This is a genomic window from Rossellomorea sp. NPDC077527 (assembly GCF_044542955.1).
Lineage (GTDB): Bacteria > Bacillota > Bacilli > Bacillales > Bacillaceae_B > Rossellomorea > Rossellomorea aquimaris_E.
Genome location: NZ_JBITVL010000002.1, coordinates 420,873 through 446,302 on the forward strand (window position 1 = coordinate 420,873; position 25,430 = coordinate 446,302).

The 25,430-nt window shown below is 43.4% G+C and carries 23 protein-coding genes, 2 tRNA genes and 1 riboswitch; of the genes, 1 reads left to right on the forward strand and 24 read right to left on the reverse strand.

The genetic code is table 11. The features are described 5' to 3' along the window. Positions 1-365 precede the first annotated feature (365 nt). The 16 genes from tig to ACIGG7_RS07410 all read right to left on the reverse strand — a co-directional run bounded on the left by tig (position 366) and on the right by ACIGG7_RS07410 (position 14,635). Positions 366-1,652: a trigger factor gene (gene tig / locus ACIGG7_RS07335; protein ID WP_397549284.1), complete on the reverse strand. Its 1,287-nt coding sequence runs from the start codon at positions 1,650-1,652 to the stop codon at positions 366-368. Between the two features lie 160 nt (positions 1,653-1,812). Next, positions 1,813-2,811 (reverse strand): tetratricopeptide repeat protein, encoded by a 999-nt coding sequence (locus tag ACIGG7_RS07340; protein WP_397549285.1) that lies wholly within the window; start codon positions 2,809-2,811, stop codon positions 1,813-1,815. Positions 2,812-2,919: 108 nt separating this feature from the next. Then, positions 2,920-2,996 (reverse strand) — tRNA-Arg (locus ACIGG7_RS07345). A gap of 142 nt (positions 2,997-3,138) precedes the next feature. Further along, positions 3,139-3,215, reverse strand: a tRNA-Arg gene (locus tag ACIGG7_RS07350). A gap of 169 nt (positions 3,216-3,384) precedes the next feature. Then, positions 3,385-3,894: a metallophosphoesterase gene (locus ACIGG7_RS07355; RefSeq protein ID WP_224939953.1), complete on the reverse strand. Its 510-nt coding sequence runs from the start codon at positions 3,892-3,894 to the stop codon at positions 3,385-3,387. A 12-nt stretch (positions 3,895-3,906) separates the two neighbouring features. Beyond that, a complete protein-coding gene (locus ACIGG7_RS07360; protein ID WP_397549286.1) occupies positions 3,907-4,503 on the reverse strand; it encodes an XTP/dITP diphosphatase in 597 nt (198 codons plus the stop codon). A gap of 15 nt (positions 4,504-4,518) precedes the next feature. Further along, the gene (rph, locus tag ACIGG7_RS07365; protein ID WP_397549287.1) at positions 4,519-5,256 is read right to left on the reverse strand and encodes a ribonuclease PH; all 738 of its coding nucleotides are present in this window, start codon (positions 5,254-5,256) and stop codon (positions 4,519-4,521) included. Positions 5,257-5,375: 119 nt separating this feature from the next. Then, entirely contained in the window at positions 5,376-6,452 is a 1,077-nt protein-coding gene (locus tag ACIGG7_RS07370) for a GerMN domain-containing protein (protein ID WP_224939950.1), read from the reverse strand. Positions 6,453-6,899: 447 nt separating this feature from the next. After that, positions 6,900-7,700 (reverse strand): glutamate racemase, encoded by an 801-nt coding sequence (racE, locus tag ACIGG7_RS07375; RefSeq protein WP_397549288.1) that lies wholly within the window; start codon positions 7,698-7,700, stop codon positions 6,900-6,902. A 9-nt stretch (positions 7,701-7,709) separates the two neighbouring features. After that, positions 7,710-8,168 (reverse strand): MarR family winged helix-turn-helix transcriptional regulator, encoded by a 459-nt coding sequence (locus ACIGG7_RS07380; protein ID WP_224939948.1) that lies wholly within the window; start codon positions 8,166-8,168, stop codon positions 7,710-7,712. 259 nt (positions 8,169-8,427) lie between these two features. Beyond that, entirely contained in the window at positions 8,428-8,652 is a 225-nt protein-coding gene (locus tag ACIGG7_RS07385) for a helix-turn-helix domain-containing protein (RefSeq protein ID WP_032087424.1), read from the reverse strand. Between the two features lie 144 nt (positions 8,653-8,796). Further along, positions 8,797-9,267 (reverse strand): acyl-CoA thioesterase, encoded by a 471-nt coding sequence (locus ACIGG7_RS07390; RefSeq protein WP_224939947.1) that lies wholly within the window; start codon positions 9,265-9,267, stop codon positions 8,797-8,799. A 446-nt stretch (positions 9,268-9,713) separates the two neighbouring features. Continuing rightward, on the reverse strand, positions 9,714-11,312 hold the full coding sequence (locus ACIGG7_RS07395) for a bifunctional metallophosphatase/5'-nucleotidase (RefSeq protein ID WP_397549289.1): 1,599 nt from the start codon (positions 11,310-11,312) through the stop codon (positions 9,714-9,716). 111 nt (positions 11,313-11,423) lie between these two features. Further along, positions 11,424-12,191: a succinate dehydrogenase iron-sulfur subunit gene (gene sdhB, locus ACIGG7_RS07400; RefSeq protein WP_060671328.1), complete on the reverse strand. Its 768-nt coding sequence runs from the start codon at positions 12,189-12,191 to the stop codon at positions 11,424-11,426. After that, the gene (sdhA, locus tag ACIGG7_RS07405) at positions 12,191-13,954 is read right to left on the reverse strand and encodes a succinate dehydrogenase flavoprotein subunit (protein ID WP_224939945.1); all 1,764 of its coding nucleotides are present in this window, start codon (positions 13,952-13,954) and stop codon (positions 12,191-12,193) included. The genes sdhB and sdhA overlap by 1 nt, the downstream gene beginning before the upstream one ends. Positions 13,955-14,026: 72 nt before the next feature. Next, positions 14,027-14,635 carry a succinate dehydrogenase cytochrome b558 subunit gene (locus tag ACIGG7_RS07410; protein WP_098439694.1) on the reverse strand — a complete coding sequence of 203 codons (609 nt, stop codon included), beginning with the start codon at positions 14,633-14,635 and terminating at the stop codon, positions 14,027-14,029. A gap of 408 nt (positions 14,636-15,043) precedes the next feature. Here ACIGG7_RS07410 and ACIGG7_RS07415 point away from each other — a divergent pair, with 408 nt between their 5' ends. Then, a complete protein-coding gene (locus ACIGG7_RS07415) occupies positions 15,044-15,424 on the forward strand; it encodes a YslB family protein (protein ID WP_397549668.1) in 381 nt (126 codons plus the stop codon). A 64-nt stretch (positions 15,425-15,488) separates the two neighbouring features. Here ACIGG7_RS07415 and ACIGG7_RS07420 read toward each other — a convergent pair whose 3' ends face one another. The 8 genes from ACIGG7_RS07420 to ACIGG7_RS07455 form a co-directional block, all read right to left on the reverse strand. After that, the gene (locus ACIGG7_RS07420; RefSeq protein WP_397549290.1) at positions 15,489-16,727 is read right to left on the reverse strand and encodes an aspartate kinase; all 1,239 of its coding nucleotides are present in this window, start codon (positions 16,725-16,727) and stop codon (positions 15,489-15,491) included. A 192-nt stretch (positions 16,728-16,919) separates the two neighbouring features. Then, a riboswitch (Lysine riboswitch) is annotated at positions 16,920-17,098 on the reverse strand. A 199-nt stretch (positions 17,099-17,297) separates the two neighbouring features. Next, complete coding sequence (locus tag ACIGG7_RS07425; protein WP_224939942.1) at positions 17,298-17,453, reverse strand: hypothetical protein; 156 nt, start codon at positions 17,451-17,453, stop codon at positions 17,298-17,300. Beyond that, positions 17,454-19,223 carry an excinuclease ABC subunit UvrC gene (gene uvrC, locus ACIGG7_RS07430; protein WP_397549669.1) on the reverse strand — a complete coding sequence of 590 codons (1,770 nt, stop codon included), beginning with the start codon at positions 19,221-19,223 and terminating at the stop codon, positions 17,454-17,456. After that, entirely contained in the window at positions 19,223-20,692 is a 1,470-nt protein-coding gene (locus ACIGG7_RS07435; RefSeq protein ID WP_397549291.1) for a hypothetical protein, read from the reverse strand. The genes uvrC and ACIGG7_RS07435 overlap by 1 nt, the downstream gene beginning before the upstream one ends. Before the next feature lie 671 nt (positions 20,693-21,363). Continuing rightward, positions 21,364-22,284, reverse strand: a complete 921-nt coding sequence (locus ACIGG7_RS07440; RefSeq protein WP_224939940.1) for an FTR1 family iron permease — start codon at positions 22,282-22,284, stop codon at positions 21,364-21,366. A gap of 46 nt (positions 22,285-22,330) precedes the next feature. Next, positions 22,331-23,080, reverse strand: coding sequence for a hypothetical protein (locus ACIGG7_RS07445; protein WP_224939939.1), 750 nt, complete (start codon positions 23,078-23,080; stop codon positions 22,331-22,333). 127 nt (positions 23,081-23,207) lie between these two features. Next, positions 23,208-23,975 carry a glycosyltransferase family 2 protein gene (locus ACIGG7_RS07450; RefSeq protein ID WP_224939938.1) on the reverse strand — a complete coding sequence of 256 codons (768 nt, stop codon included), beginning with the start codon at positions 23,973-23,975 and terminating at the stop codon, positions 23,208-23,210. Continuing rightward, on the reverse strand, positions 23,968-25,425 hold the full coding sequence (locus ACIGG7_RS07455; RefSeq protein ID WP_397549670.1) for an alkaline phosphatase family protein: 1,458 nt from the start codon (positions 25,423-25,425) through the stop codon (positions 23,968-23,970). Before ACIGG7_RS07455 ends, ACIGG7_RS07450 begins: the two co-directional genes overlap by 8 nt. Positions 25,426-25,430: the final 5 nt, after the last annotated feature.

Consider the following 25,430-nt stretch of genomic DNA (forward strand, 5'->3'; position numbering starts at 1 on the left):
ATTGAAGTCAGGTAATGTAAGGAATCTGATTATGTATGTTCCTGGTGAAAGTAATGCAACCCCGTTTCATAAGCTTTTTCCAAAAATAGTGGTTCTTATTCTTATTGGGGCGATAAAAGTTTCTTATTCTATAGAGTACAATATTTTGGTCCTTTTTTCTATAAAAAACGGTTGTAGAAAATTTGAGCGCCAGGGTAAAAAATTACCAAATCAAGCTTAGCATAGTAATGATGGTGGCTACTTTTCAGCATAGCTGAAAAGCGTGTGAAACATTCGTTTCACACGAATGAGTCAAAATCATGAAGTTTCTATGCTTCATTGTACAAAACAAGGCACGAAGATTCGCGCCTTGTTTGCTATTTTTATTATGCTACAGTTTTGCTGTTTTCTACAAGGAATTCTACTGCTTTACGAACTTTAAGGTCAGCTTTAAGTGTGTCTAGACCACCTAGTGCTTGTTTGATGTTGTCAGCAGACATGTTGTATTGTTCAGCCATTTTGTTTACTTCTTCTTCTGCTTCTGCGTCTGTCACTTCAAGGTTTTCTGCTGCTGCGATAGCTTCAAGTGTCAGGTTAGTGCGAACGCGTTTGCCGGCATCTTCTGTCATTTGACCGCGAAGATCTTCTTCTGTTTGACCAGAGAATTGGAAGTATAGGTCAAGGTTCATACCTTGCATTTGAAGACGTTGACCGAATTCCTGCATCATGCGGTCTACTTCAGCTGTTACCATTACTTCTGGAATTTCAACTTCAGCATTGTCAGAAGCTTTATTTACAAGAGTTTCACGAACAGCTGTTTCAGCTTCATTCTTTTTAGACTCTTGAAGACGTTTTTCGATTTTTTCTTTCAGTTCAGCAAGCGTTTCAACTTCTTCGTCAGCGTCTTTCGCGAACTCATCATCAAGTGCTGGAAGTTCTTTCGCTTTGATTTCGTGAACTTTCACTTTGAAAGTAGCTGGTTTTCCAGCAAGTTCAGCTGCATGGTATTCTTCAGGGAAGTTTACTTCTACTTCTTTCTCTTCTCCTGATGCTACACCCACTAATTGCTCTTCGAAGCCTGGGATGAACTGACCAGAACCTAATTCAAGTGAATAGTTCTCAGCTTGTCCGCCTTCGAATGCTTCACCGTCAACGAATCCTTCGAAATCCATTGTTACAGTATCGCCTTCTTCAGCTTTTCCTTCTTCTTTAACCGCAAGCTCAGCTTGTTTTTCTTGAAGTGAAGTAAGTTCAGCTTCAACGTCTTCAGCTGTTACTTCCGTTTCCATTTTTTCTACTTCAAGACCTTTGTATTCGCCAAGTTTCACTTCTGGTTTCACTTGTACTTTCGCAGTGAAGATTAAATCTTTGCCTTTTTCCATTTGCTCAACATCGATTTCCGGACGGTCGATTGGATCGATTCCAGTTTCTTCGATTGCTTTCGCATATGCTTCAGGCAGGATGAAATCTAATGCGTCTTGGTAAAGTGATTCTACTCCAAAACGTTTTTCGAACATACCGCGAGGCATTTTCCCTTTACGGAATCCTGGTACGTTAACTTGTTTTACAACTTTTTTGAATGCCGCGTCTAAACCTTCGTTTACTTTCGCAGCTTCTACTTCAATTGTAAGAACTCCTTGATTTCCTTCTTGCTTTTCCCATTTTGCAGACATACTGTTCCCTCCAACAATCTATGATTGATCTTAAATTTTTTACGCATAGTAGTAGATAGTCCCGTGTGAATCTAGCACTATCATCGTAAATATATGAAAAACTTTTACATTACAACCATTACATTATAACATACAGCCACTGTCTTTCAACAGAGAGCGTTTAAATATTGGGAGAGGAAATTTCCTCTAGTTCCTCTACTTTGGCCAAAATCCCTTTGGATTGTGCATTTTCAACTTGCTCTTCCAACTCTTCCTCAAGGATCGAATCGGCAAACATCCCCGCTGTGTAGTAGGCATAAACCGAGGCGATTTCTTCCGGATCCCCTTCAAGCGTAAAAGGGTAGAGAAGGAAGGCATGCCGCTTCACCAGTTCCAACGCATGCTGAAATAGAGTAGGGTTCGTTTGCGCCAGGAGGTCATCCAGAGAGTCTGTAACACCTTTGAAGAACCCAGATTCGAATACATCGGTCAATCCTGATGGATATACCTTCTCTTCCTTATCAAACTTCACCACGACTACTTGTTTATCCATTCCGTGCTCTCTTAAAACATTTAAGATCATCGTTTGTAAAAACGGATGGGCATCCGGGTCCCTTAATACCCTTACCAACTCCCGTCGAAACGGTTGAATATTCCGATGAACGAGCTGTGCCACGATCAGCGTCTGCTCCTCCAGGCTCTTTCCAGCCAGGATTTGTTCCTCTTCCGGCTCTTCTTTTTCAGGGATCGTCGCTTTCCCACTCACGACCTTTTCACTGAATTGAAGAAGCTTCCTGAAATGTTCTTCCTTTTCAATCGGAACTTCTTTTTCATCAAAAAGGGCATTGATCGTATCGATCACTTCCTTATGCTGATGAAGCTGAATGAGAATCATTAAATACATATCAACAACCTCGAAGTAGTCACCGATCCCTTCAAGGAGCATCTCTTTACATATGGATCCCGCTTCGTCATATTGCTTGCTTTCATAGAGGGATAATACAAGTGCTGTATTGATATCCGGGTTATCCGGGTCAAATTCATAGGCTTGTGCGAGGAGTTCCGACGCTTCATGGACCTCACCCTGTTCCAGTGCCAGCACCCCTTTTTCCAGCAGCCGATCCTTCAATCCTGGAAAATGTACAATCTTTCCTTTTCCTTCTTGGTTTCCCTTATTCATAAAACGTACCTGCCTATACTGTTTAGTTGCCTTAAGTTTAGCACGATATCTATTGGATAACAAAAAAAGCTTACCTTCTGCAAGGTAAGCTTTGGTATGTAGGATTGATGGCGTCCCAGAAGAGATTCGAACTCCCGACCTACAGTTTAGGAAACTGTTGCTCTATCCTGCTGAGCTACTGGGACATATTCGGTATAATATGATAACTCATAGAATATAAGTTATCGAACCAAGCATCGGATAAAAAAAGGGATACCCTCACAGTTTACTGTGTCAGTATCCCTTGTTGGTCAAAACCCTGAAATCAAGGTATTTATGTAATGAGTATGGCGTCCCAGGAGAGATTCGAACTCCCGACCGACGGCTTAGAAGGCCGTTGCTCTATCCTGCTGAGCTACTGGGACTTGTTTTGTTTTTCTTGATTTGTTTATCAAGGACAATATTTATTATATTCACATAGCATCAATAAGTCAACAGGTTATTTAAAAAAGATTAATTTTATTTTTCATTTCTCATTTCTCAATCTTCAACAATTGAAGAGAACCCGTATTATACGGGTCCTCATTCCTTGTTTTATAGTTGGAATGTTTGCGTCAATTCATCCAGCACCACGTGATCATGAGTGAGAAATGTTACGTTTATTTCTTGTTCCTCGGCATTCACCAATGCATAGGTTCGTTCACTTCTTCCCCGTGGCAACAAAATACTACCTGGGTTTAAGAATAGTATGCCATTATTCAATTCTGCCCCGAGTGTATGCGAATGTCCAAAGAACACAAACTTTGCCCCGACCTCTTCTGCCCTGTAACGGAGCTTCATCAATGACATTTTGATCCCATAGAGATGACCGTGGGTCACCATGATGGAGTGACCATCGACATCCTCTACCAGATCATCCGGTAATCGTGCATCCATGTCACAGTTTCCCCGAACGATAAGGTAAGATGATAAGGCAGGGTCATCTGCACTCAATTCGGAGTCACCACAGTGAATCATGGCATCGACATCCGACTGATATTTCTTCGAAAGATCCACCAACTCTTCTTTGGATCCATGACTATCACTCACTACTAATAGTTTCATTCAGCTCACCCTTTAAACTAAGTCTGAAATCATATTTCCTAGCTTTTTTAATGCATGGCCGCGATGACTGATTCCGCTCTTCTCTTCTTGTGTTAATTCGGCCATGGTTTTCTGTAGGGAAGGCACGAAGAAGATCGGATCATAACCGAAACCATTCGTTCCTCTCTTATCGCGTAAAATCATCCCTTCGCAAGTCCCAGTGACTGTCTTCGTTTCCATTTCAGGCCCTGCAATGGCCAGTACACAGTAAAAACGGGCCGTGCGATCGGAATCTTCAACAGCTTCAAGTTCTCCTAGAACCTTTTCCATATTCGCATCATCGCTTTTTTCTTCACCTGCATAACGTGCAGAATAGACGCCGGGACGCCCTTCAAGCGCATCGATGGAGAGGCCTGAGTCATCCGCTATCACCAATGCTCCTAATTCCGCTGCTACGGTTTCTGCCTTTAATACCGCATTTTCCTCGAACGTAACGCCGGTCTCCTCCACGTCCTCAATATGCGGAAGGTCTAGTAATGTTTGTACCTCATATCCGTATGGTGCAAACATATGTTGAAATTCTTTTGCTTTACCCTTGTTCTTCGTCGCTATGATCACTCGTTTAGTCATCGATCTCTCATCCCTTTATTGAAATCTATTTACTATTTCTCCTAATGCTTGCTTCTGGATTTGGAATAGTTCATGAATTCCTTCTTGCCCAAGCTTCAATAATTCCTGTAATTGGTCCATTGTAAAAGTCGCTTCTTCACCGGTTCCCTGAAGCTCGACAAATTCACCTTCGCCCGTCATGATGATGTTCATATCCACCAATGCACTGCTATCTTCAATATAATTCAGATCAAGGACCGCCCCGTGCTCTTCTACAATACCGACACTTGTCGCTGCCAGAAAGCTCTTCAATGGGAAGGATGAAATCTTTTTATTATCCTGCAGCTTCGCAAGGGCCAGTGCCATGGCAACGAATGACCCGGTAATCGATGCCGTTCTGGTTCCGCCATCTGCTTGTATGACATCACAATCGATCCAGATCGTGCGCTCACCCAGTGCATCTAAATCCACAACCGCTCTTAGGGCACGTCCGATCAATCGCTGAATTTCCATCGTTCTTCCTGATATTTTCCCTTTGGATGATTCACGGATATTCCTTGTTTCTGTCGCTCTAGGAAGCATGGAGTACTCTGCCGTGATCCATCCTTTCCCACTGTTTCTCATAAATGGAGGCACTCTTTCTTCGATGCTGGCATTACAAATGACTTTCGTTTCTCCCACCGTGATTAATACTGAACCTTCCGGGTGTTTGACATAATCTGTTTCAATTTCGATTGGACGCAATTGATTTTTTTCTCTGCCGTCTGTTCTCATTTATTTCCCTCCTGTAAATTCGTATGTTATGTAAGAAGTTCTAATCAAAAATAGAAGAGGTGGCATTCTGCCAACCTCTTTTTAAGTGATTCTATAATAGTATATCAAAAAATCGGTATTTAAAAACTAATTGCGTTGACATTTTCCGGTCTCGTCACGGGCTCGGTTACCGTTTCACCGTCTTTAGACACTTTGGTGGCTTCCCCATTGACCAACACCGAGACGCCTTTGATCCCTTTTTGTTCTGTTAATGAAAGGACGAGGGAATTCAGCATGTGCTCAGAAACCAATTTTTCCTCCAAGCTACCAAAAACCGCTTCATTAAAGTTTAGAGTAACTGTACCATCCTCAAGCTTCGGATCATCCAATAACTTCGCCCCGGTAAAGTCACTTGCAAGAGATGATGAATATCCTGGTCCATCAATCAACTCTTTCACCACTGCTTTGACTTCATCCACTGATTTCGAACTGACCCGTTTTGTGACTGGGACATAATACGTTTTATCATCGGTTTGCGAGACGTAATAAACCGTCAGCGGCTTTGTACTCGTTGGATCCACAACCCCTGAGGTATCCACGTTAATTCCGATTTTTCGCGTTAATCCATTTTCATCGATCGGTGTACCATTGACAGGCATCTCCGTTAAAGGATATCCGTTTACACGAAGCTCGACTTTTTCCACCGAATCGAACTGTGTCAATGTCCACGTGACGGATTGAAGAATCTTCTGCTCATCTTCCGGTTGGTAATTGTTGAATTCCGGTGAAAAGTCCGCTATTGCTTTTCCATCTTTAATATCCACCGTTACTTGTGTATCAGCCGGCAATACAGCCCTGAATCCGTTTGGTAGGATATTTTCAACGGGACCATTCTTCACAAGATATTCAAGCGCTTGTTTCGCCACGCTTTCCTGACCTGGCAAAGGGATGGACTGGGAAACGACATACCCGTTTTTATCGATTAAGTACAATTCTGTCATCACGGTTTGTGCATCCGCTTCTTCCTTGCTCACCTTTTTCTCTGAATCCTCTCCTTTAGCTGTATCAACTTTCTCCCCTTCTTTTAAATAGGATAAGTCCTGAGGAGGATCAATCTTTTCTTTATCATCGCCGAAACTGAGCAGCCCACAACCTGAAAGATATACTGAAGAAGCTAAAACCGTTACCGCTATTGACACTTTTGCTTTTTTTGCCATTGGGAAACCTCCTAAAAGACAGTTTGTACTAACATATATACGAGCCCCGTCCAAAAAATAGACCGAAACTTTTTGAAAATAGTACAAACAAAAGCGGAGGCGGCTTGGACAGAGGCGACAAGCATATGACAAGAACACCGGAAAGGCGCCTTTTGCCTTTTTGGTGTTCTTGGCTTATGACCTCGAGCCTCTAGCCGCCGCAGCTGGATGTTACAAAAGCGAAGGAGGCTTGACCAGATTAGACAGCTGAAACAGCAAACCGGATTTTTTCAAATTTGATAGAACGGTCTATATCATGAAAACAAGGTTGATAAAATGAAAAAACGGTTGATAAATTCATTTGAGGGTCTATAAATCAGAATAACGATCGATAAATTTAAATAAAGGTCGATATCTCCTTTTCCAACCACCCTCCAATCATCAAAAAAACCACCCGATCACAAGATTCTACTCTTGCAATCGAATGGTTTCTGCTTTTACTTCCCCGATTGTCAGCCAATCGGAGGCAATTGTTGAAAAGATGGAAGAGGATCCTGTGTTAAAGAAGCGGTGCTCAGGCTGCTGGACACCCCTGTACAGGAGGTTGTAATAATCAAGAATCGTACTGACTTCACGGGCCGTTTCGTCCCCGGAGCTGATCACACTGACTTCAGGACCCATATACTCCTGGATCTTCGGCTGTAACAACGGATAATGAGTACAACCTAAGATCAAGGTATCTACGCCGGAATCTTTAATCGAATGCAGGGTCTCTCGCACGATTTCATCAGCCATGGAGCTATCGTACTCTCCACTTTCCACTAAAGGAACAAATTTCGGGCAGGCGAGTGAAGTGACGTCCAAGCTCCCGTGGAGGGAGTGAAGGGCGTCCACATAGGCGCCGCTATTGATCGTCCCCACTGTTCCAAGGACACCGATTCTCTTATTATGAGTATGCTTGATCGCTGCACGCGCTCCAGGGTGAATGACCCCTATCACGGGAATATCCAAGTGAGTCTGAATTTCATCAAGGACCACCGCTGTGGCTGTATTGCAGGCAATGATCAGCATTTTGATGTCATATTTCAGAAGATATTGAGTCATTTCCCACGTAAACATTTTGACTTCTTGAGCTGATCTGGGTCCGTAGGGACAACGGGCTGTGTCGCCAAGATAATAGATGGTTTCTTTCGGCAGCTGTCGCATCACTTCCCGCGCGACGGTCAGACCCCCTACCCCAGAATCGATGATACCGATTGGTTGAATCACATTATTCCCTCACTCTGGTTTAATTTCTTGATGAAGTTTCGCTAAATTATCTTTTAATAATAGCACTTCCTGATCCGAGAAATCCGTTAAGACACTCTGGAGATAATTCTGCCTTTTCTTGATCACTTCTTCAATAATTCTTTCGCCCTCTTTTAACATATGAATGCGGACGACGCGGCGGTCATTTTCATCTTTTACACGTTCAACTAACTGGTTTTTCTCCATTCTATCAACCAGATCTGTCGTCGTACTGCATGCGAGGTACATTTTATTCGAAAGATCTCCAATCGTCATGTCCCCATATTCAAATAACCATTGCAGTGCGATGAACTGAGGTGGCGTGATGGTATATTGGCTTAATATCTCTCTTCCTTTTTGTTTGATGATGGATGATATGTATCGGAGGTCTTTCTCAATATCTGCAACAACTTGTAAATCTCCAATGGATTGGTCTTTAGGTTTCGTCATGATTTCTCTCCTTTTACTTCAGAAACTGAACAAGTACTCCTATGAAAAACGGGAACGCTTCAGCCTTCCTGTTTCGTTTCTCTATCTATTATGGGGTAAGTCCAAATTACCCTTACTAGCATTTTCGCCTTTTTCAGGTGAAATTTCAAGACAAGTTCGAAAGCACACAACTAAAAGAGACTGACTCTCATTCAAACATTAATAGGCATCGTGTTTAGAAACCCGTTAATTGTTCGTCATCAGAATCAGTCCCTTACATTTAAAGCTTGAGTTCCCCCATGCGAAGAAGCTCTACAACAGCTTGAGATCGCCCCTTCACTCCAAGCTTTTGCATGGCGTTGGAAATATGATTTCGAACTGTTTTTTCGCTAATAAATAGATCACTAGCAATTTCTTTAGTTGTTTTGTCTTGAACTAACAGTTCGAATACTTCTTTTTCTCTTTTGGTGAGCAACGGTTTGTGTGTAAAATCATTGTCCTTCAATTATGGTAACCCTCCTTGCCTTCGCCAGCTTTAAACCGCGGGGATGGGTATTGTCGGTCGTCAGAATATCATATGTGAAGGTAGGGTTTAGAGTGACATAGAGAAGGAAGTTAAATGAAAAATAGGCATTCGTTTCTTTACATCCTACACCGGGCTCGAGACGACCCTTTCGCACTCAAGCTTCGCCTTCATTTCTTCCGACCAAGGAACACCTTTTCCGGTTTGCTTCGAAATTTGCACCATGGTCCCTCTGCCTGTAAAGCAAATCTCTCCTTCTTCATTAAGTCCCATATAGTGTAAATCTACTGAAGAACGCCCAATACGATTTGCCTTCACAAAGATCTTCAACGTTTCGTCAAAGAATACTTGCTTTACAAAATCACACTGTAAGTCTGCAACGACTGGAATCGAATCATGTTCAGGCTTCACCCAGTTTTGCATAAATCCAATGTGTTTTAAATATTCGATCCTGGCTTCTTCAAAGTATGTGAATGGAACCGTATTGTTCATATGGCCAAACATATCAGTCTCAGAAAACCGGACCTTTATATGGATAGAAAATGAGAATTCTTTTTGCCATGTTTCTATATCTTCAATGTATGTAAAATGCTTCAAATTGGCTCCTCCTTTTATCAATAGAATATGGAATGATGAAAATGAATGGCGATTCATTTTATTATACCCTTTTTCAGAACAATAAGAAACCTTATAAATAAAAGTCTGCTTTGTTATTTTTACAGGGGTAATCATCTTAAATGCTCTGTCATTGAGTGTGTGCTAGAGGATGAGGGGAACTACTTCGCTTTCCACGGACGTTCGGCCGAGGCCTCCTCAGCAAAAAACGCTTCCGGGGTCTCGGCACGCCCGTTTTCCGTAGGAGTCTACGCAGTTCCCCTCATCCTCTATAGATGCCTTTGGTGACAGAGCTAGATGGTTCATAGAAAGTTAATATGGAGAAGAGCATTTTTTCAAAAACTACTTCATACTTTCGAAGATGATTTGATTGGAAGGAGGCATATTAACTGAAATAGCCAAATAAAAGAACCGGCTCTTGTCTTTTATCACCCTTCTTCCACGATTCTACCTTCCACTTCAGGGGAATTGGGTGAGTGGCTAGTGAGGTATTCACTCACCAACTCGTATAGATTTAAGTACAACTCTGAAACCCTCCCGCTTTCTTTTGCCTCCCGAAACATGGTAAAACCATCTCCTCCGTCGGCAAGAAATGCGTTAACTGCCACCCTGTATGACTTCGCAGTGTCAAGATTTTCTCCTTGCACCTTCACGTCCATGATCCGTTCCCCAGCCGGCCTTTCCGGATTAAAGTGAAATGAAATGCCTGATACCTGTAGGAACTGCCCCGCTTCTTCATCCACTTTTGCCACGCTATGTTCTAATGCTTGAAGGATTTCTTCTCCTGTCAGTTCCAGCGTAACAATGCTGTTGCCAAAAGGCAGAACTTCCAGCACATCTCCCAATGTGATGTCCCCTGCCTCGATCGAATTTCTGATGCCTCCCCCATTTTGGAAAGCGGCTTGAGTTGGGGCGTACCGGTTCGCTTTTTCCAGCATGGCATCTGTGATGAGATTGCCTAAATTGGTTTCTTTTGTCCGAACGTCATGACGGTTTCCGTTTAACGGTACGCTTGCAGATCCAATAAAAGTGCTCTTTAATTCTTCAATCGGCTCCTTTAATTGTGACAATCGCTCGAGAGCCCACGGATCAGGACGGAATATGTTATTTCCTTTTTTATCTTTTGCTAATACATCGATCAAACCAGCGTTCCAACTTGTTAATACACCCTCTTTCGAAAAAACCGCATCCACCTCCCCTAAAAACTTTCCGTACTCATTGGCTTGCACAATGATCGTTGGCTCAGATTTCAGGTTATATACAAGTGGACTGGTTAATTTAGAATGAGAGTGACCTCCAATGATGATGTCAATTCCTTTTACATCTTGAGCTAATTGTTTGTCACGGGATAAACCTAAGTGTGACAACAATATGATATGATGCACACCTTTTTGTTGCAGTTGAGCTATCTCATTTCTCACTTTTTTCTCAGCATCCTCGAACACAATCTTTTCATTTGGTTTTGAAAGAAATACTGTATCCTCTGTGGTTAGACCAATGATTCCAACTTTCACACCTTTCACAGAATGAATGATAGCAGGGTAAATACTGCCACCTTCCGCAGAGTCAGAGATCCGATCCTTCATTAGCGGGGCAAGATAACGATCAGCACGCACATCCACATTGCTGCTCACCACTGGAAAAGACAGTGATTTAATAAAATCTGCCAGTACCTTACTTCCTTTGTCGAATTCATGGTTTCCAAGAGTCATGGCGTCATACCCTATGTTGTTCATAAATTCGGCATCCGCTTGTCCGAGATATTGATTAAAAAAGAGCGTCCCTGAAAAGACATCCCCAGCATCCAAAAGAAGGATTTCCTTCTCCTTTTCTCGCACTTCCTTTATGGCCGTGTGCAGATATGGAGTGTTTTCTAAATGGGCATGCACATCATTTGTATGTAATATCGTTAATTGGAGCGAGCCCCCTTTTTCGATCGCTATTGCCTTTTCTTCTGGGACTAATGGATGTACGGTGGTCAATATGATGACAAGTAGGATGGCTAATGACATTCTGTTCTTCTTCACTTTCATCACTCCTGCAATGAACTCATTTGTGTCTACTATGCATCAAAAACCCTTGTTTTATGAGGAAATAAAAAAGCACTCCCCCGAAGGAGAGTGCTATTGAAATATAGATTAGTCAACCATATGGTCGCTTCCGAAGAAGTTTTTGAACATTTGGAATGTCGTTTCCCTGTTCAATGCGGCAATTGAAGTCGTCAAAGGAATTCCTTTCGGACAAGATTGCACACAGTTTTGTGAGTTCCCACAGTTGGCAAGTCCACCGTCGCCCATGATCGATTCAAGACGCTCATCCTGATTCATGGCACCCGTTGGATGCGCATTGAATAAGCGAACTTGAGATAATGGGGCAGGCCCGATGAAGTCTGATTTGCTGTTTACATTCGGACATGCTTCCAGACATACACCACAAGTCATACATTTTGATAGTTCATATGCCCACTGACGTTTCTTCTCAGGCATACGTGGTCCCGGACCAAGATCGTAAGTTCCATCAATCGGAATCCATGCTTTGACTTTCTTCAAGCTGTCGAACATGCGACTGCGGTCTACCTGCAGATCACGAACAACAGGGAAAGTACGCATTGGCTCAAGACGGATCGGCTGTTCTAATTGATCAACCAACGCCGTACACGATTGTCTCGGCTTTCCGTTGATCACCATTGAACAAGCTCCACATACCTCTTCCAGACAGTTCATATCCCAGTTGATCGGAGTCGTGTGTTCCCCTTTTGCATTGACCGGATTACGACGGATTTCCATCAACGCGGAAATCACGTTCATATTCGGACGATAATCAAGTTCGAACTCTTCTTGGAAAGGGGCAGTTTCCGGGCTTTCTTGACGAGTAATGATAAAACGGACTTTTTTATTTTCACTCATCATTTATTTCCCCCTTTGCTCTTAGAATAGTCACGCTTACGCGGTGCGATTAGTGAAGTGTCCACTTCCTCGTAATGGAATTCCGGTGAATTCGTTGAAGCATTGTACTTAGCCATCGTCGTTTTTAGGAATTCTTCATCATTACGTTCAGGGAAGTCAGGCTTGTAATGAGCTCCACGGCTCTCATTACGGTTTAATGCACCGATTGTAATAACACGGGCAAGCTGCAGCATGTTCCACAATTGACGTGTGAACGTCGCTCCTTGGTTGCTCCATTTAGCCGTATCATTGATATTGATATTTTGGTAACGTTCCATCAGTTCCTGAATCTTCTCATCCGTTTGTTTCAGCTTGTCGTTATGGCGTACAACCGTAACATTATCCGTCATCCATTCACCAAGCTCTTTATGAATGACATACGCATTTTCCGTGCCATTCAGGGACATGATGTTGTTCCATTTTTCTTCTTCCTGTTTTACATAGCGGTCGAATACGGATGAAGGAACGGATTCAACCGTTTTCTCAAGACCCTCAATATATTTAATGGCATTAGGTCCGGCAACCATACCACCGTAGATAGCAGATAGTAATGAGTTCGCTCCCAATCGGTTTCCACCGTGCTGAGAATAATCACACTCACCAGCTGCGAATAAACCAGGTATATTGGTCATTTGATCATAGTCGACCCATAGACCACCCATTGAATAGTGAACCGCAGGGAAGATTTTCATTGGTACTTTACGTGGATCATCACCCATGAACTTCTCATAAATTTCGATGATTCCACCAAGCTTGATATCAAGCTCTTTTGAATCTTTATGAGATAGATCCAGGTACACCATGTTTTCACCGTTGATACCAAGCTTCTGGTTTACGCACACATCAAAGATTTCACGTGTTGCGATATCACGGGGAACAAGGTTTCCGTATGCAGGATACTTCTCTTCAAGGAAGTACCAAGGCTTACCATCTTTATACGTCCAGACACGTCCACCTTCTCCACGTGCCGATTCACTCATGAGGCGAAGCTTATCGTCCCCAGGAATGGCTGTCGGGTGAATTTGAATGAACTCACCATTTGCATAATAAGCACCTTGCTGATAAACGATCGAAGCAGCTGAACCTGTATTGATGACAGAGTTTGTAGACTTTCCGAAAATAATTCCCGGTCCACCAGACGCCATAATAACGGCATCCGCTGCGAAGGATTTGATTTCCATCGTTTGAAGGTTTTGAGCAACAATCCCACGTGCGACTCCTTCGTCATCGATGACGACTCCAAGGAATTCCCAGCCTTCAAACTTGCTTACTAAACCTGCTACTTCATGACGGCGTACCTGCTCGTCCAAGGCGTATAATAATTGCTGACCAGTCGTAGCACCTGCGAAAGCGGTTCTATGGTGCTGTGTTCCACCGAAACGACGGAAATCCAGCAATCCTTCAGGTGTACGATTAAACATAACTCCCATACGGTCGAGTAAATGAATAATCCCTGGTGCTGCTTCAGTCATTGCCTTAACAGGCGGTTGATTCGCTAAGAAATCCCCACCGTATACCGTATCATCAAAATGTTCCCAAGGAGAGTCTCCTTCTCCCTTTGTATTAACGGCTCCGTTAATACCACCTTGTGCACATACAGAGTGGGAACGCTTAACGGGTACCAGTGAGAATAAATCCACTTGCGTTCCTTTTTCTGCTGCTTTAATTGTGGCCATCAGGCCGGCTAAACCGCCACCGACAACGATGATTTTGCCTTTACTCATCGTGACTCACTCCTTTTCCTACCATACTTCAGAGCACTTACTTAATCTATCAGACTCGTATATCGTTTCTGCTTATACGAAGGCAAAGATTGCACGCATACCGACAATCGATAACGCAACAAAAATCCCGATCGTAACATATGTAGCAATTAATTGAGAACGTGGTGTAACTGTAAGTCCCCAGCTAACGCAGAATGACCATAATCCATTTGCAAAGTGGAAAATCGTTGAAAGAACACCCAGCACATAAAATCCTAGCATCAATGGATTAGATAAAATGTTTTCCATCATTTGAAAGTTCACTTCAGCTCCAAAAGCTGCCGCGACTCTTGTTTCCCAGATATGCCATGTTACGAAAATGAATGTGATCACTCCAGATACACGTTGAAGTAAAAACATCCAGTTACGGAAATATCCAAACCTACTTGCATTATTCTTTGAAGTGAATGCAATGTAAATTCCGTAAATTGCATGGAAATACAATGGAAGGAAGATGATAAAGATTTCAAGGAAATAACGGAAAGGAAGACTTTCCATAAAGTGTGCCGCTTGGTTGAATGATTCTTCCCCACCAGTGGCAAAATGGTTCACGACTAAATGTTGTGTTAAAAATAATCCAACTGGAATAACACCTAGCAATGAATGAAGCCTGCGATAATTAAATTCTCGATTTCCAGCCATGATTTACCCCCCTTAATGATAAAATATGAATTCGTTTTCTAATGCCATTCATTACCTATTAGACGACGATACATATTTTATATTGTAACAATAATGTGACATGTTCATTTTACTCCCAAGGAGTGGAAGCGTCAAGAAAACGTATACATAAATTCGACAATACCGCAAAAATATTTTTAATATATTGATAACAGAAAAGACGAGGTTTCGTCCAATTAAAAGTCCGAAAATTCTAATAAACGGACAATAAATATTATATCACCAAAATATCCCAAGGTTCTTTTTTCGACATATGGGATGATAATTCCCCTTTTCACGTATATAATAGTTTTATAGAAAGAGGGGATTTACTTGGAACAGAAAAAAGAAGAAGTGCATGAACCGTCCGTTCCAATCTTCGGATATGAAATGCTGCGCGACATATTGATTCCAGAAATATTAGGGAAACATACGCCCGACATTCTTTACTGGGGTGGAAAACAACTCTCCCGGAAATTCCCACTGCAGTCAACGGAGGAAGTATCCTCTTTTTTCAATGAGGCCGGCTGGGGTGTCCTTACACTTCTGGAACAGAAAAAGAACGAAATGACCTTTGAGTTAAACGGACCAGTGATCGAACGGCGTCTGTCTATGAAAACAGATGTAAACTTCAAATTGGAAACAGGCTTTATTGCCGAACAAATTCAGCTTCAAAGAAAATGCGTGGCAGAAGCTGCTGATGAATTACATAAACGAAACAAATCAGTGAAAGTGGTTGTGAGATGGGACGATAAAGACCGAATTGAATAGGCCTGTTCAATCTCTAATAAAGGGTTGCTCTGTATGTCCAGGGCAACCCTTTTTTATGATAATTTTACAGCGTGATTTCTTCCATTTTCACTGCATCAAGATTGAAGGCAGTATGTAAGACACCGGCTGCCTTTTGCATATTTTCCCCGTCTACGACCGTAGACACCTTAATCTCAGAGGTACTGACCATCTTCACGACAATGTCATGCTGAGCCAGTACTTCAAACATTTCCGCAGCAACACCAGGATTGGAAATCATTCCTGAACCGACGATCGATACTTTCGCCAGCCCGCTTTCATGCTCGATATGTGTGAAATCCAACTGCTCTTTATTTTGCTCCAGCACAGCAAGGGTTTCCTCAAGATCCTGCTCTTTGATGGAGAAGGAAAGATTCGTTGTATTTTGATCCGTCTGGGTCTGAATGATGATGTCTACATTTAAATGATTTTTTGCTAACGTGGTGAATACGGATGAAAGTCCTGTTAAAGCGTTTTGTAGTCCAAATACAGTAACACGCGTAATTTCATTTTCAAAGGCTACGCCTCTCACAATTAAGTTCTGTTCCATGCTTGCTTCCTCCTCAATATACGTTCCTTCCACTCTTTCAATGCTGGATCTGACTTCTAACGGTATCTGATAATTCTTGGCAAACTCCACTGCTCTTGGATGCAGGACCCCCGCCCCAAGGTTCGCAAGTTCAAGCATTTCATCATAGGAAATGGACGGTAACTTTCTTGCCCCTTGAATATATCGTGGATCTGTCGTGTATACTCCGTCCACATCTGTATAAATGTCACAGCGTTCAGCCTTGAGGGCGGCCGCTATGGCTACGGCAGTAGTATCGGATCCGCCTCTTCCAAGTGTGGTGATCTCTCCTGCCTCAGTCATCCCCTGGAATCCAGCTACGATAACCACCCTGCCTTCCTGAAGGTGAGTCGACATTTTTTCGGTATGAATATTGGTAATCCGCGCATTGCTATGAACAGATTCCGTCTCAATACCTGCCTGCCAGCCGGTGAATGAAATGGCATCATGCCCGGATTGGATGAGGGCCATCGTCAGGAGGGATATGGTCACCTGCTCTCCGGTTGAAAGCAGCATATCCATTTCCCTTTTACTCGGCTGTGACGTAATTTCCCTCGCCAGTCCGACGAGTGTATCCGTCGTTTTCCCCATGGCAGAAACGACGACGACCACATCGTTTCCCCTTTCTTTCTCTTCAATGATCCTTGACGCAACATTTTGAATTCTTTCCACAGATCCTACAGATGTTCCTCCGAATTTTTGAACAATAATACTCACGACTTCTCCCTCTTTCTGAGCGCATACTCGCTACTCTTTTTGATGATGAAGAGTACAATCACAATCATCCTAAACGTTCATAGAACAGGATTTGTTTGACCAAACCCTGCGCTGATAATAAAAAAAGCAATGAGAATAATATCTCATTGCTTTATGAACATACAGCAGAACATACAAATAGGTTCATCGGCATTGTGAGATAGCTCTCCAAGATTGAATCATCTTGACAATCCTACATTTCTTAAACGTAGAACCAGCGGATACAGCATGAGACTATAGCCACTTCGGCGATTCTCCCCTTTCCAGACATCTCAATGGAGCTCATTCTCCTCTTTGCCTGTACTCTTGAAGTTCGCACCTCTATCACCACTTTTAAAAGTGATAATGTTATAAATTTTCGTTAATTATAGCACAGAGGAAATATTGATTCAATGATTAATTGATTCAATATTTCCTTTTTATTGGTTGGTAAGCCGTTTCTAATGAGCAAGTAGTGGTTGATTTGCGCTCTTGGTGCTCGCTTTCCGCGGGGCTGGCGGTGAGCCTTCTCGGGCTATTGTAGTGGGAGTTCTATACTTGTCCAGCCCCGCTTTTCGGGATTTCCCGCAGGAGTCGAGCACCTTCCGCTCCAATCAACTCTGCTTGTTCACTAGTGTCTGCTGAAGAAATAAATAAACCGAACAATCTTTCTGTTTGAAGTAAAAGAATATGACTTTCAAGCAACACTTACTTCAACTTCTCCACCAATACCTTCGCGACGGCTTCGGGTATTCCAATTTCCATGAATTCTTCCGCTGTCGCATCCTTCATCTTTTTCATTGAACCGAAGTGCTTGAGAAGTTGTTTTTTCCTTTTCGGTCCGATGCCGTCGATTTCGTCAAGGGTGGATTGGAAGGCGCTTTTCCCTCTCAGCTGGCGGTGGAAGGTGATGGCAAAGCGGTGGACTTCGTCCTGGATCCGTTGAAGGAGGTAAAATTCCTGGCTTCGTTTCTCTAGTGGAACGATTTGTAACGGGTTCCCGTAAAGCAAGTCAGACGTCTGATGCTTATCATCTTTCGCAAGTCCCCCGATTGGGATATCGAGGCCCAGTTCATTCTCGATGACATCTCTCGCAGCTTCGATCTGCCCTTTCCCACCATCGATGATAATGAGGTCCGGTAAAGGAAGTCCGTCTTTCAACACCCTTGTATACCTTCTGCGCACAACTTCCCTCATGGAATCATAATCATCGGGGCCTTTTACCGTTTTAATCTTATACTTGCGATATTCTTTCTTCGCAGGTTTGCCGTCCACGAATACGATCATGGCCGATACAGGATCTGATCCTTGAATATTGGAGTTGTCAAACGCTTCGATCCGGAATGGGGTATAAATGCCCATGTGTTCCCCGAGACGTTCGATCGCTTTGATCGTCCTTTCTTCATCTCTTTCAATAAGGGCGAACTTTTCCCCGAGCGCCTGCTTGGCATTTTTCTCGGCAAGCTTTACGAGATCTTTCTTCTTCCCGCGTTTCGGCTGGGTCATCTTCACCTCAAGAAGCTTTTCAGCGAGATCGATATCGATTTCCTCAGGCAGGAAGATTTCCTTCGGCTTAAAATGATTGGACTTTGAGTAGAACTGACCTAGGAACGTCAGGAACTCGTCCTCTGGTTCATTATATAGGGGGAATAGGGAAACATCCCTCTCTATAAGCTTTCCTTGACGCACAAAGAATACCTGTACACACATCCAGCCTTTATCGACGGAATATCCGAACACATCACGATCTGTGAAATCCGTCATCGTCATTTTTTGCTTTTCCATCGTTGCTTCAATGTGCAGGATCTGATCCCGGAACTCCTTCGCCCTTTCGAATTCCAAGTTCTCTGCTGCTTCGTTCATTTTCACCGTTAGCTGATTCTTGATATCTTTATAGCCGCCATTCAAGAAGCGGGTTATTTCATCCGTCATGTCACGGTAAGTGTCTTTGCTCACTTCTTTAATGCAGGGAGCGAGACATTGCCCCATATGATAGTAAAGACAGGCACGGTCAGGAAGGGTCGTACACTTTCGTAACGGATACAGGCGATCGAGTAGCTTTTTCGTTTCATTTGCGGCTCCCACGTTCGGGTATGGTCCGAAGTATTTCCCCTTACCCCTTTGGACTTTACGGGTGGTGATGAGCCTTGGGTGTCGTTCATTCGTTAATTTTATGAAAGGATAGCTTTTGTCATCCTTTAACATGACATTATACTTAGGGTCATATTTTTTGATCAGATTCATTTCGAGCACGAGGGCTTCCAGATCAGATGACGTCATGATGTATTCGAAGTCTTCGATTTCCCCTACAAGGCGCTGGGTCTTTGCATCATGGGAACCTTTGAAATAAGAACGAACACGGTTCTTCAACACTTTCGCTTTTCCCACATAAATGATCGTCCCTTGCCTGTCCTTCATTAAATAACATCCAGGCTGGTCAGGAAGCAGCGCTAATTTATTTGTGATATTCTGATTCATCATTCTTCCCCCTTCCTAGGTTTCTCCCACTTGTATAGTGTAAGGTCATGATAGATCGGGTCGGTGAGCTCACTTGAATGGAAATGCTTTTCTACTTTAATGAATTCTTCCACCGGGATTCCCTGATCCTTGAAGCCTTCCACCACTTTATCCGTCAGATAGATATCTCGGTCAGGGTAATATCCTGAGTCAGTGGCAAACACTTCATAAGTTTGTACTTTCTTATGAGTAAATGGGACGGCAAGATATTCGAGCACTCTTGACTCTTCCCATGTATAAACGACAAGTGGCCGATCTTCTCCTTCTAAATAATCGGCCATCTGATAGACTGCAGGAGTTTCTGATGTATGAATATATAATAGCTTACTTGTATGGAAAACCTGAAACAGAAGGAACAAGAGTAGAAAAAGCGTTCCCCCACTGGACCGTCTTCTTGAAAAAAGCGTTCCTGCAATCAGAAACAAACACATCCCGATTAAAGGCAGGGCATGACGGGGCTTCATCACATTCTGGGCGAATATTGCCCAAAGAAAATAACTGCCAAGAAGAATCAGCATCAGTCTTGTCAGATAATACTTCCCCACCGGAAAATTCCTGAACACTAAGAGACCCACAACCAAACAGAGGAAGAGGAGAAGCGATCTTCCCGCACCTCCAACCCAAATCGTGTTCACAAAGAGCAATTTAATAAACCTCTCCGACATGCTGAGATCCGACGCTCCGATCGCACCACCCCATTCCTGGAAATGTCCATTCGTGAAAGATAGCGCCAAGCGGAGAAAGCTCCCATATCCGCCTTCAGATATACTGATCCCTGAAACCCAAAGAAGCTGGAAGAGAATCGCAATCAGAATGTACACGAGCATGTCCATGACCTTCAGCATACCTGATTTCCATTTTCTATAAAGGACCAGCAGGATGCCGATCCCAAGGACCAGGTAGGATAACCTGATTCCAAGAAGGAGACTGAATAGAAACAGTGGGAGAATGAGGTAGGCGTTATGGGATTTCTCTGTCGCAAACACCAGACTCCATATATACCACCACATCATCCCGAGGGCAGCTCCCTCGGACATGGGCTGATTCACCATCAGGATCGTAAAGCTGCTTGTGTAGATAAACGCCGTCGCCATCATTGCATAAGACGGCCCGGTCATTCTTTTTATTAATAGAAAAAGCGGAATGATCGCACTTCCGTAAAGGAAGATATTAAAGAGGGTCAAAGCTTGAGCCGGGTCATCCACAAACAGATGAAGGGCTTTCCCCCCCAGGATGAAATAAGGGTACCCAGGAAAATGGGGCTGCATCTGGTACATATCAAAGTGCAGGACACCCAGTGCGAAATCCACCATGTCCCACGTAGCCGCGAAGGACGGAACCCATATGAGCTGCAGAACAAAAACAGCTATCACAGCAAACGCCCCGACACCATTCGCCAGGCTAACATACTTCCCCATCTTCTCTCTCACCAACTTCACCCTCACACATTATATATATTCATTCTTCATTCAAACAAGTAAGACTGTTTACGTAAACATTGTTACTTTTAAGGAGCGAGTAGTGGTTGATTTCCGCTCCAGGTGCTCGCTTTCCGCGGGGCTGGCGGTGAGCCTCCTCGGGCTAAAGCCCTGCGGGGTCTCACCTGTCCAGCGTTTCCCGCAGGAGTCGAGCACCTTCCGCTCCAATCAACTTTCCAAGCGTAAGTTTGTTACTATAACTAAAAAATGTCAGAATCGCTAGAAACCAAATCATTTTTAAAGACTGAAGTAATCAAATGTAGTTATTTGTGAAATCCTCTCTCTCCTTGTTTTTTAATCATTTAGCTCTGTCAGCCAAAACTTCTATAAAGGGAGAGGGGAACTGCGTAGACTCCTACGGAAAACGGGCGTGCTGAGACCCCGGAAGCGAAATTTGCTGAGGAGGCTCGGCCGAACGTCCGTGGAAAGCGGAGCAGTTTCACTCTCCCTCAACTACTAACTTATTGACAGAGTAGCTGTAAATCAAGTCTGAATCAATATCAAAATACACTTTGCAAAAGAGGATAAAAAAAAGTACCAAACATACATTCCTCTATAGAGTGTACACCTTTCGAAAAGGGTGTTCAATCTTTAAGGTAATGATGTTTGGTACGAAACATACATTATTTAGCTTGCGGACTCAAATCCTTGACACCCGCTTTGACCTCTTCCTTAGCTTTCACCGTTTTCGGCTTAGAGGACGTAAGGAAGTAAATGGCTACGAAATACCCGATGTACGCCATCACCTCTTCGATGGATGGCATAGAAGAATATCCGAACAACGCTTTAAGGAAGATGCCGACATCACCTGACATCAACGGGGCAGTCCCCGTATCACGCAGGAAGTGGGCATAATCGATCGGATGCTCTGGGAGTATCCATGTCAGATCGTAAAGATGCGGAATCACACTGCCGATCAATCCTATATCCTGCATCATGGAAATCGCCTGTACAAGAAGCCCTGCAGAGATCAGGATAATGAATGCACCTGTCACTTTAAAGAAGCTCTTCAATGAAATTCTCATTGTGCCTTTAAAGAAGAAGTATGCCACTACACTCCCGATGACGACACCAGTGATCGCTCCCCAGCCCTGCATGGCGGCTCCAATATCTCCACCTGTGATGGCGGCGAAGAAGAATACAGTCTCTACACCTTCACGCAGAACAACGAGGAACGAATGAATGACCATACCGACAATGTTCCCTGTCGAGATGAAGTGATTCATCTTTCCTTCCATATTCCCCTTCAGGTCGCGACTGTGCTTTGCCATCCAAAAGACCATTTGGGTAAGCAGGACGGATGAGATCAGCATAATCCCGATTTTCAAATACATCTCACTTCCCATGGCGGCAAATCCGGTAAAGACGACCTGAAAGAGCATCGCGACACCGACACTGGCCAAAATCGCTAATCCGGCCCCAAGCCAGACAAATTTAGTATATCGACCATGATCCGTTTTCTTCAGATAGGTGGTAATGATCCCGACGATCAATAAAGCCTCGAGGACTTCACGAAAGGTGATCAGCAAAGCTTGTAATTCCACGGTTGTTCCCCCTTACTAGCTGTGACGCATTATTTATCTCTTCCTCTTATTTACGTTTTCTGACGGCATAAATGATCGCTGCTGCAAGTATCCCTGCAATGATGATAATGGGAAGCCAATTCTTTAGGTTGGAAATATCCGTCCATTCCTGTTTCTGGCTTGCATCCTCTGTCGCACTTTCAGCGAAATGCCCAACTTCCAGACTCTTAATGTCAAATTCCTTTTGAAGGGAATCCTTTATGAACGTTTTACTTTGTTTAAACGCATCCTGATCAGCTTTCTTCGTACCAACTCCGAACAATCCGGGATTCCCTAAAGATTCCAACGCTTGATCAAATTCAGTCCTGATCTTTTGATCTAATTCAGGATTCTTCCCTTCTACCTTGGGAGATAACGTTTTATATGTAGCAAACCCTTTTGCGAGTAATCGCTTACTAGTATCATATTCCGAAAAGTTTTTATCAATGCTCTCAAGTCTTCTGGCAATATTCAGGACAAGGAGTTCATCTAAGTTTTCAATAGCTTGTTCTTTTTCTTTGTCATCCAGATTCTGCAGAATGACCTTGGAAGGTTCCTCTCCCATATGCTGGTCCACTTCTTCTTGAACCGTTTCATAAATCTTTTTCGATTCTGAAAAGTTTGGAGGGTTTTCATCAAGCTTGATCATCATTTCTTTATATGCTTCTGCTATTTTTTCTTCACTTGGATCACCGTATGAATAAGCGGCAGCCTGTGAAGTCAGCATGATATTGATTAATAAAAACACGAGTACACTCGTTATGAACGTTTTTTTCATGTATGGTTCCCTCCTGTTTTCAATGATAATGATTATCATTCGTATTGTCAATAAAAAATAAGCACTCTTCCGTTGGAGGAGAGTGCTTATTTTTCACGATTTGGACAATAATATACGATTCGAAACGCTATTTTGCAAAATGATTCGTTCCTTCAACTGAAGGGATGAAATGCGCCTGCTCTTCTACATAAACTTTTTTCACCGGCTTGTTCATCTCTTTCAAAATGGCCGGAAGAACAGAAGACATATAGGATTGGAACTTGATGAAGGAGCGGCCCGTCGTCCGTACATGATACAGAATCGGGATCTCCATCACCCTGAATCCTTTGCGGACAAGATTCAAGGTCAGTACTTGAGCATAATTGTAATCGTGTATGATTTCAGCATGTTCCATCGCCTGTTTTGAGAACGCCCGCATCCCGGACTGTCCATCATATATCCACTTTCGAAGCAATAAAGATTGAAGAACCGTGAAGCAGTAATTTCCTAAACGCCGGTGAAGTTTCATCCCATTGATGGTGCCCAGGAATCTCGACCCCATCGTGTAATCCGCCTCTCCTTGGAAGATCGGCAGTAATAGATCCGGGATCTGTTCAGGAGGATACTCTCCGTCTGCATCAATCATGACTCCGATATGGGCACCCAATTCAACGGATGCTTTCAAACCTTCTCTCACAGCAGCGCCGAGACCCCGGTTATGGTCAAAGGTGATGATGTGATCAGCGCCTGCCCGTTTCGACACCTCAACCGTCCTATCGTTTGAGCCGTCATTGATGACCAATACCTCCACCTCAACGGAAGGGTGGAAGGAACGGGGCACCCGTCTGATGACGTCCCCGATCGACTCTTCTTCATTATGGGCAGGCATGAAAACGATGACTTTCTGTTTATTCATGTTGCATCCAACTCTCCTTTAATGCTTCGTTTAACACAGGTCCCCTGCTGTTCCCCGGAAATGGTGCCCCCAATAAATGAGCGATGGTCGGAGCCATGGATACCAGGCTATGTTTCTCCTGGATCTTCTCACCCTGCTTCACTCCAGGACCAACCATAAAGAAAGGAACGAATCTTTCACCTTCATCGAGATGACCGTGTCCGCCGATTCCATCGGCCTGTCCGTGATCGGCACAGATCATAAGGGTCGTGTTTTCCATCTTCCCTTCCGCTTCCAGCCACTCGACGTATTCTTGCACTAAACGATCTGCTTCTTCAATTTTCTCAATATATTCATCGTATAAGACCCCTCTACTATGCCCAATTTGATCGGTACCGATTAATTGAACGATAAAAAGATCCGGGTCTTGTTCTTCCATGATCTTTTTCGCTTTATTAATAATATTTCGATCCGCTTTGTCTTTATGCATCACGGCCGTGACGGTTTCAACGTCTTGACCGAATGAATCGACCAGGTGGGCGATCCCTAACATCTTCCCTTTTTTCCCTACCTTTCGTAGTGAATCAAAGATACTCTCCACTTTGATCCCTAACTTCCAGACCATATTGGATTTCATACCATGTTCTTTAGGGTACGTACCTGTGAACATGGAAGAGAAGCACACAACGGTTCTCGCAGGATACACGGTTTCCATATTTAAATACTCCGTTCCCTTTTCCACCAATCCATCCAGATACGGCGTATTCGCTTCATAAAAACGTTCTTTCCTCATCCCGTCGATCACAATGACCACCACTTTATCATTAAGGGCTTCAGCGGAAGGTACACCGGAAGTAAAGGAGTCATACTGCTTCGGCTTCCAGTCGAATAGGAAATGATGCAAAATGAAAGCTAAAGCGAATACCGCACCACAAAAAATGAAATAGTGAGTCGTAGGCAGTAATTCACCCGTAGACAGATTCGTCATCATCCCGTCCCAAACCGCTAACAAGAGAAGGAATTTCGGAAGTTGTTCCTGTGCGTTTCCGCTCGTTGAGTCACTATTCTTCAATACCAGTTTCCAGAACCGGGTGAAATTCAGCCAGTCCGTTCCGATCCGCAGGTGATAATAGAATGTTCCCCAGAAAAAGACGGTAAAGAAGAAATAAAGACCGATCCCAAATCCCCATAGAGCTAAATTAGGTGATTCGAAGAGTAGGAGATACCCTATCACCGGAATCCATAAATAGTTCCGCAAGAACAATGGAAAGTCATAATAAAAATATAAAATAAACAGCGGCAGGGTAAATAACAAGCTTATAAGGAATGGGAACCATTCTCCATGAAGCAATTCCTGAAAATGAAAGATCATCATGGTCCCAATGACAAAAATAGGGGTGAATGGTTTTCCTTCATTCAGGAGATTCCAGCATCTGGCCGCCGTTTTTTCGAATTTTGATGCGCTCTTCAATTTCA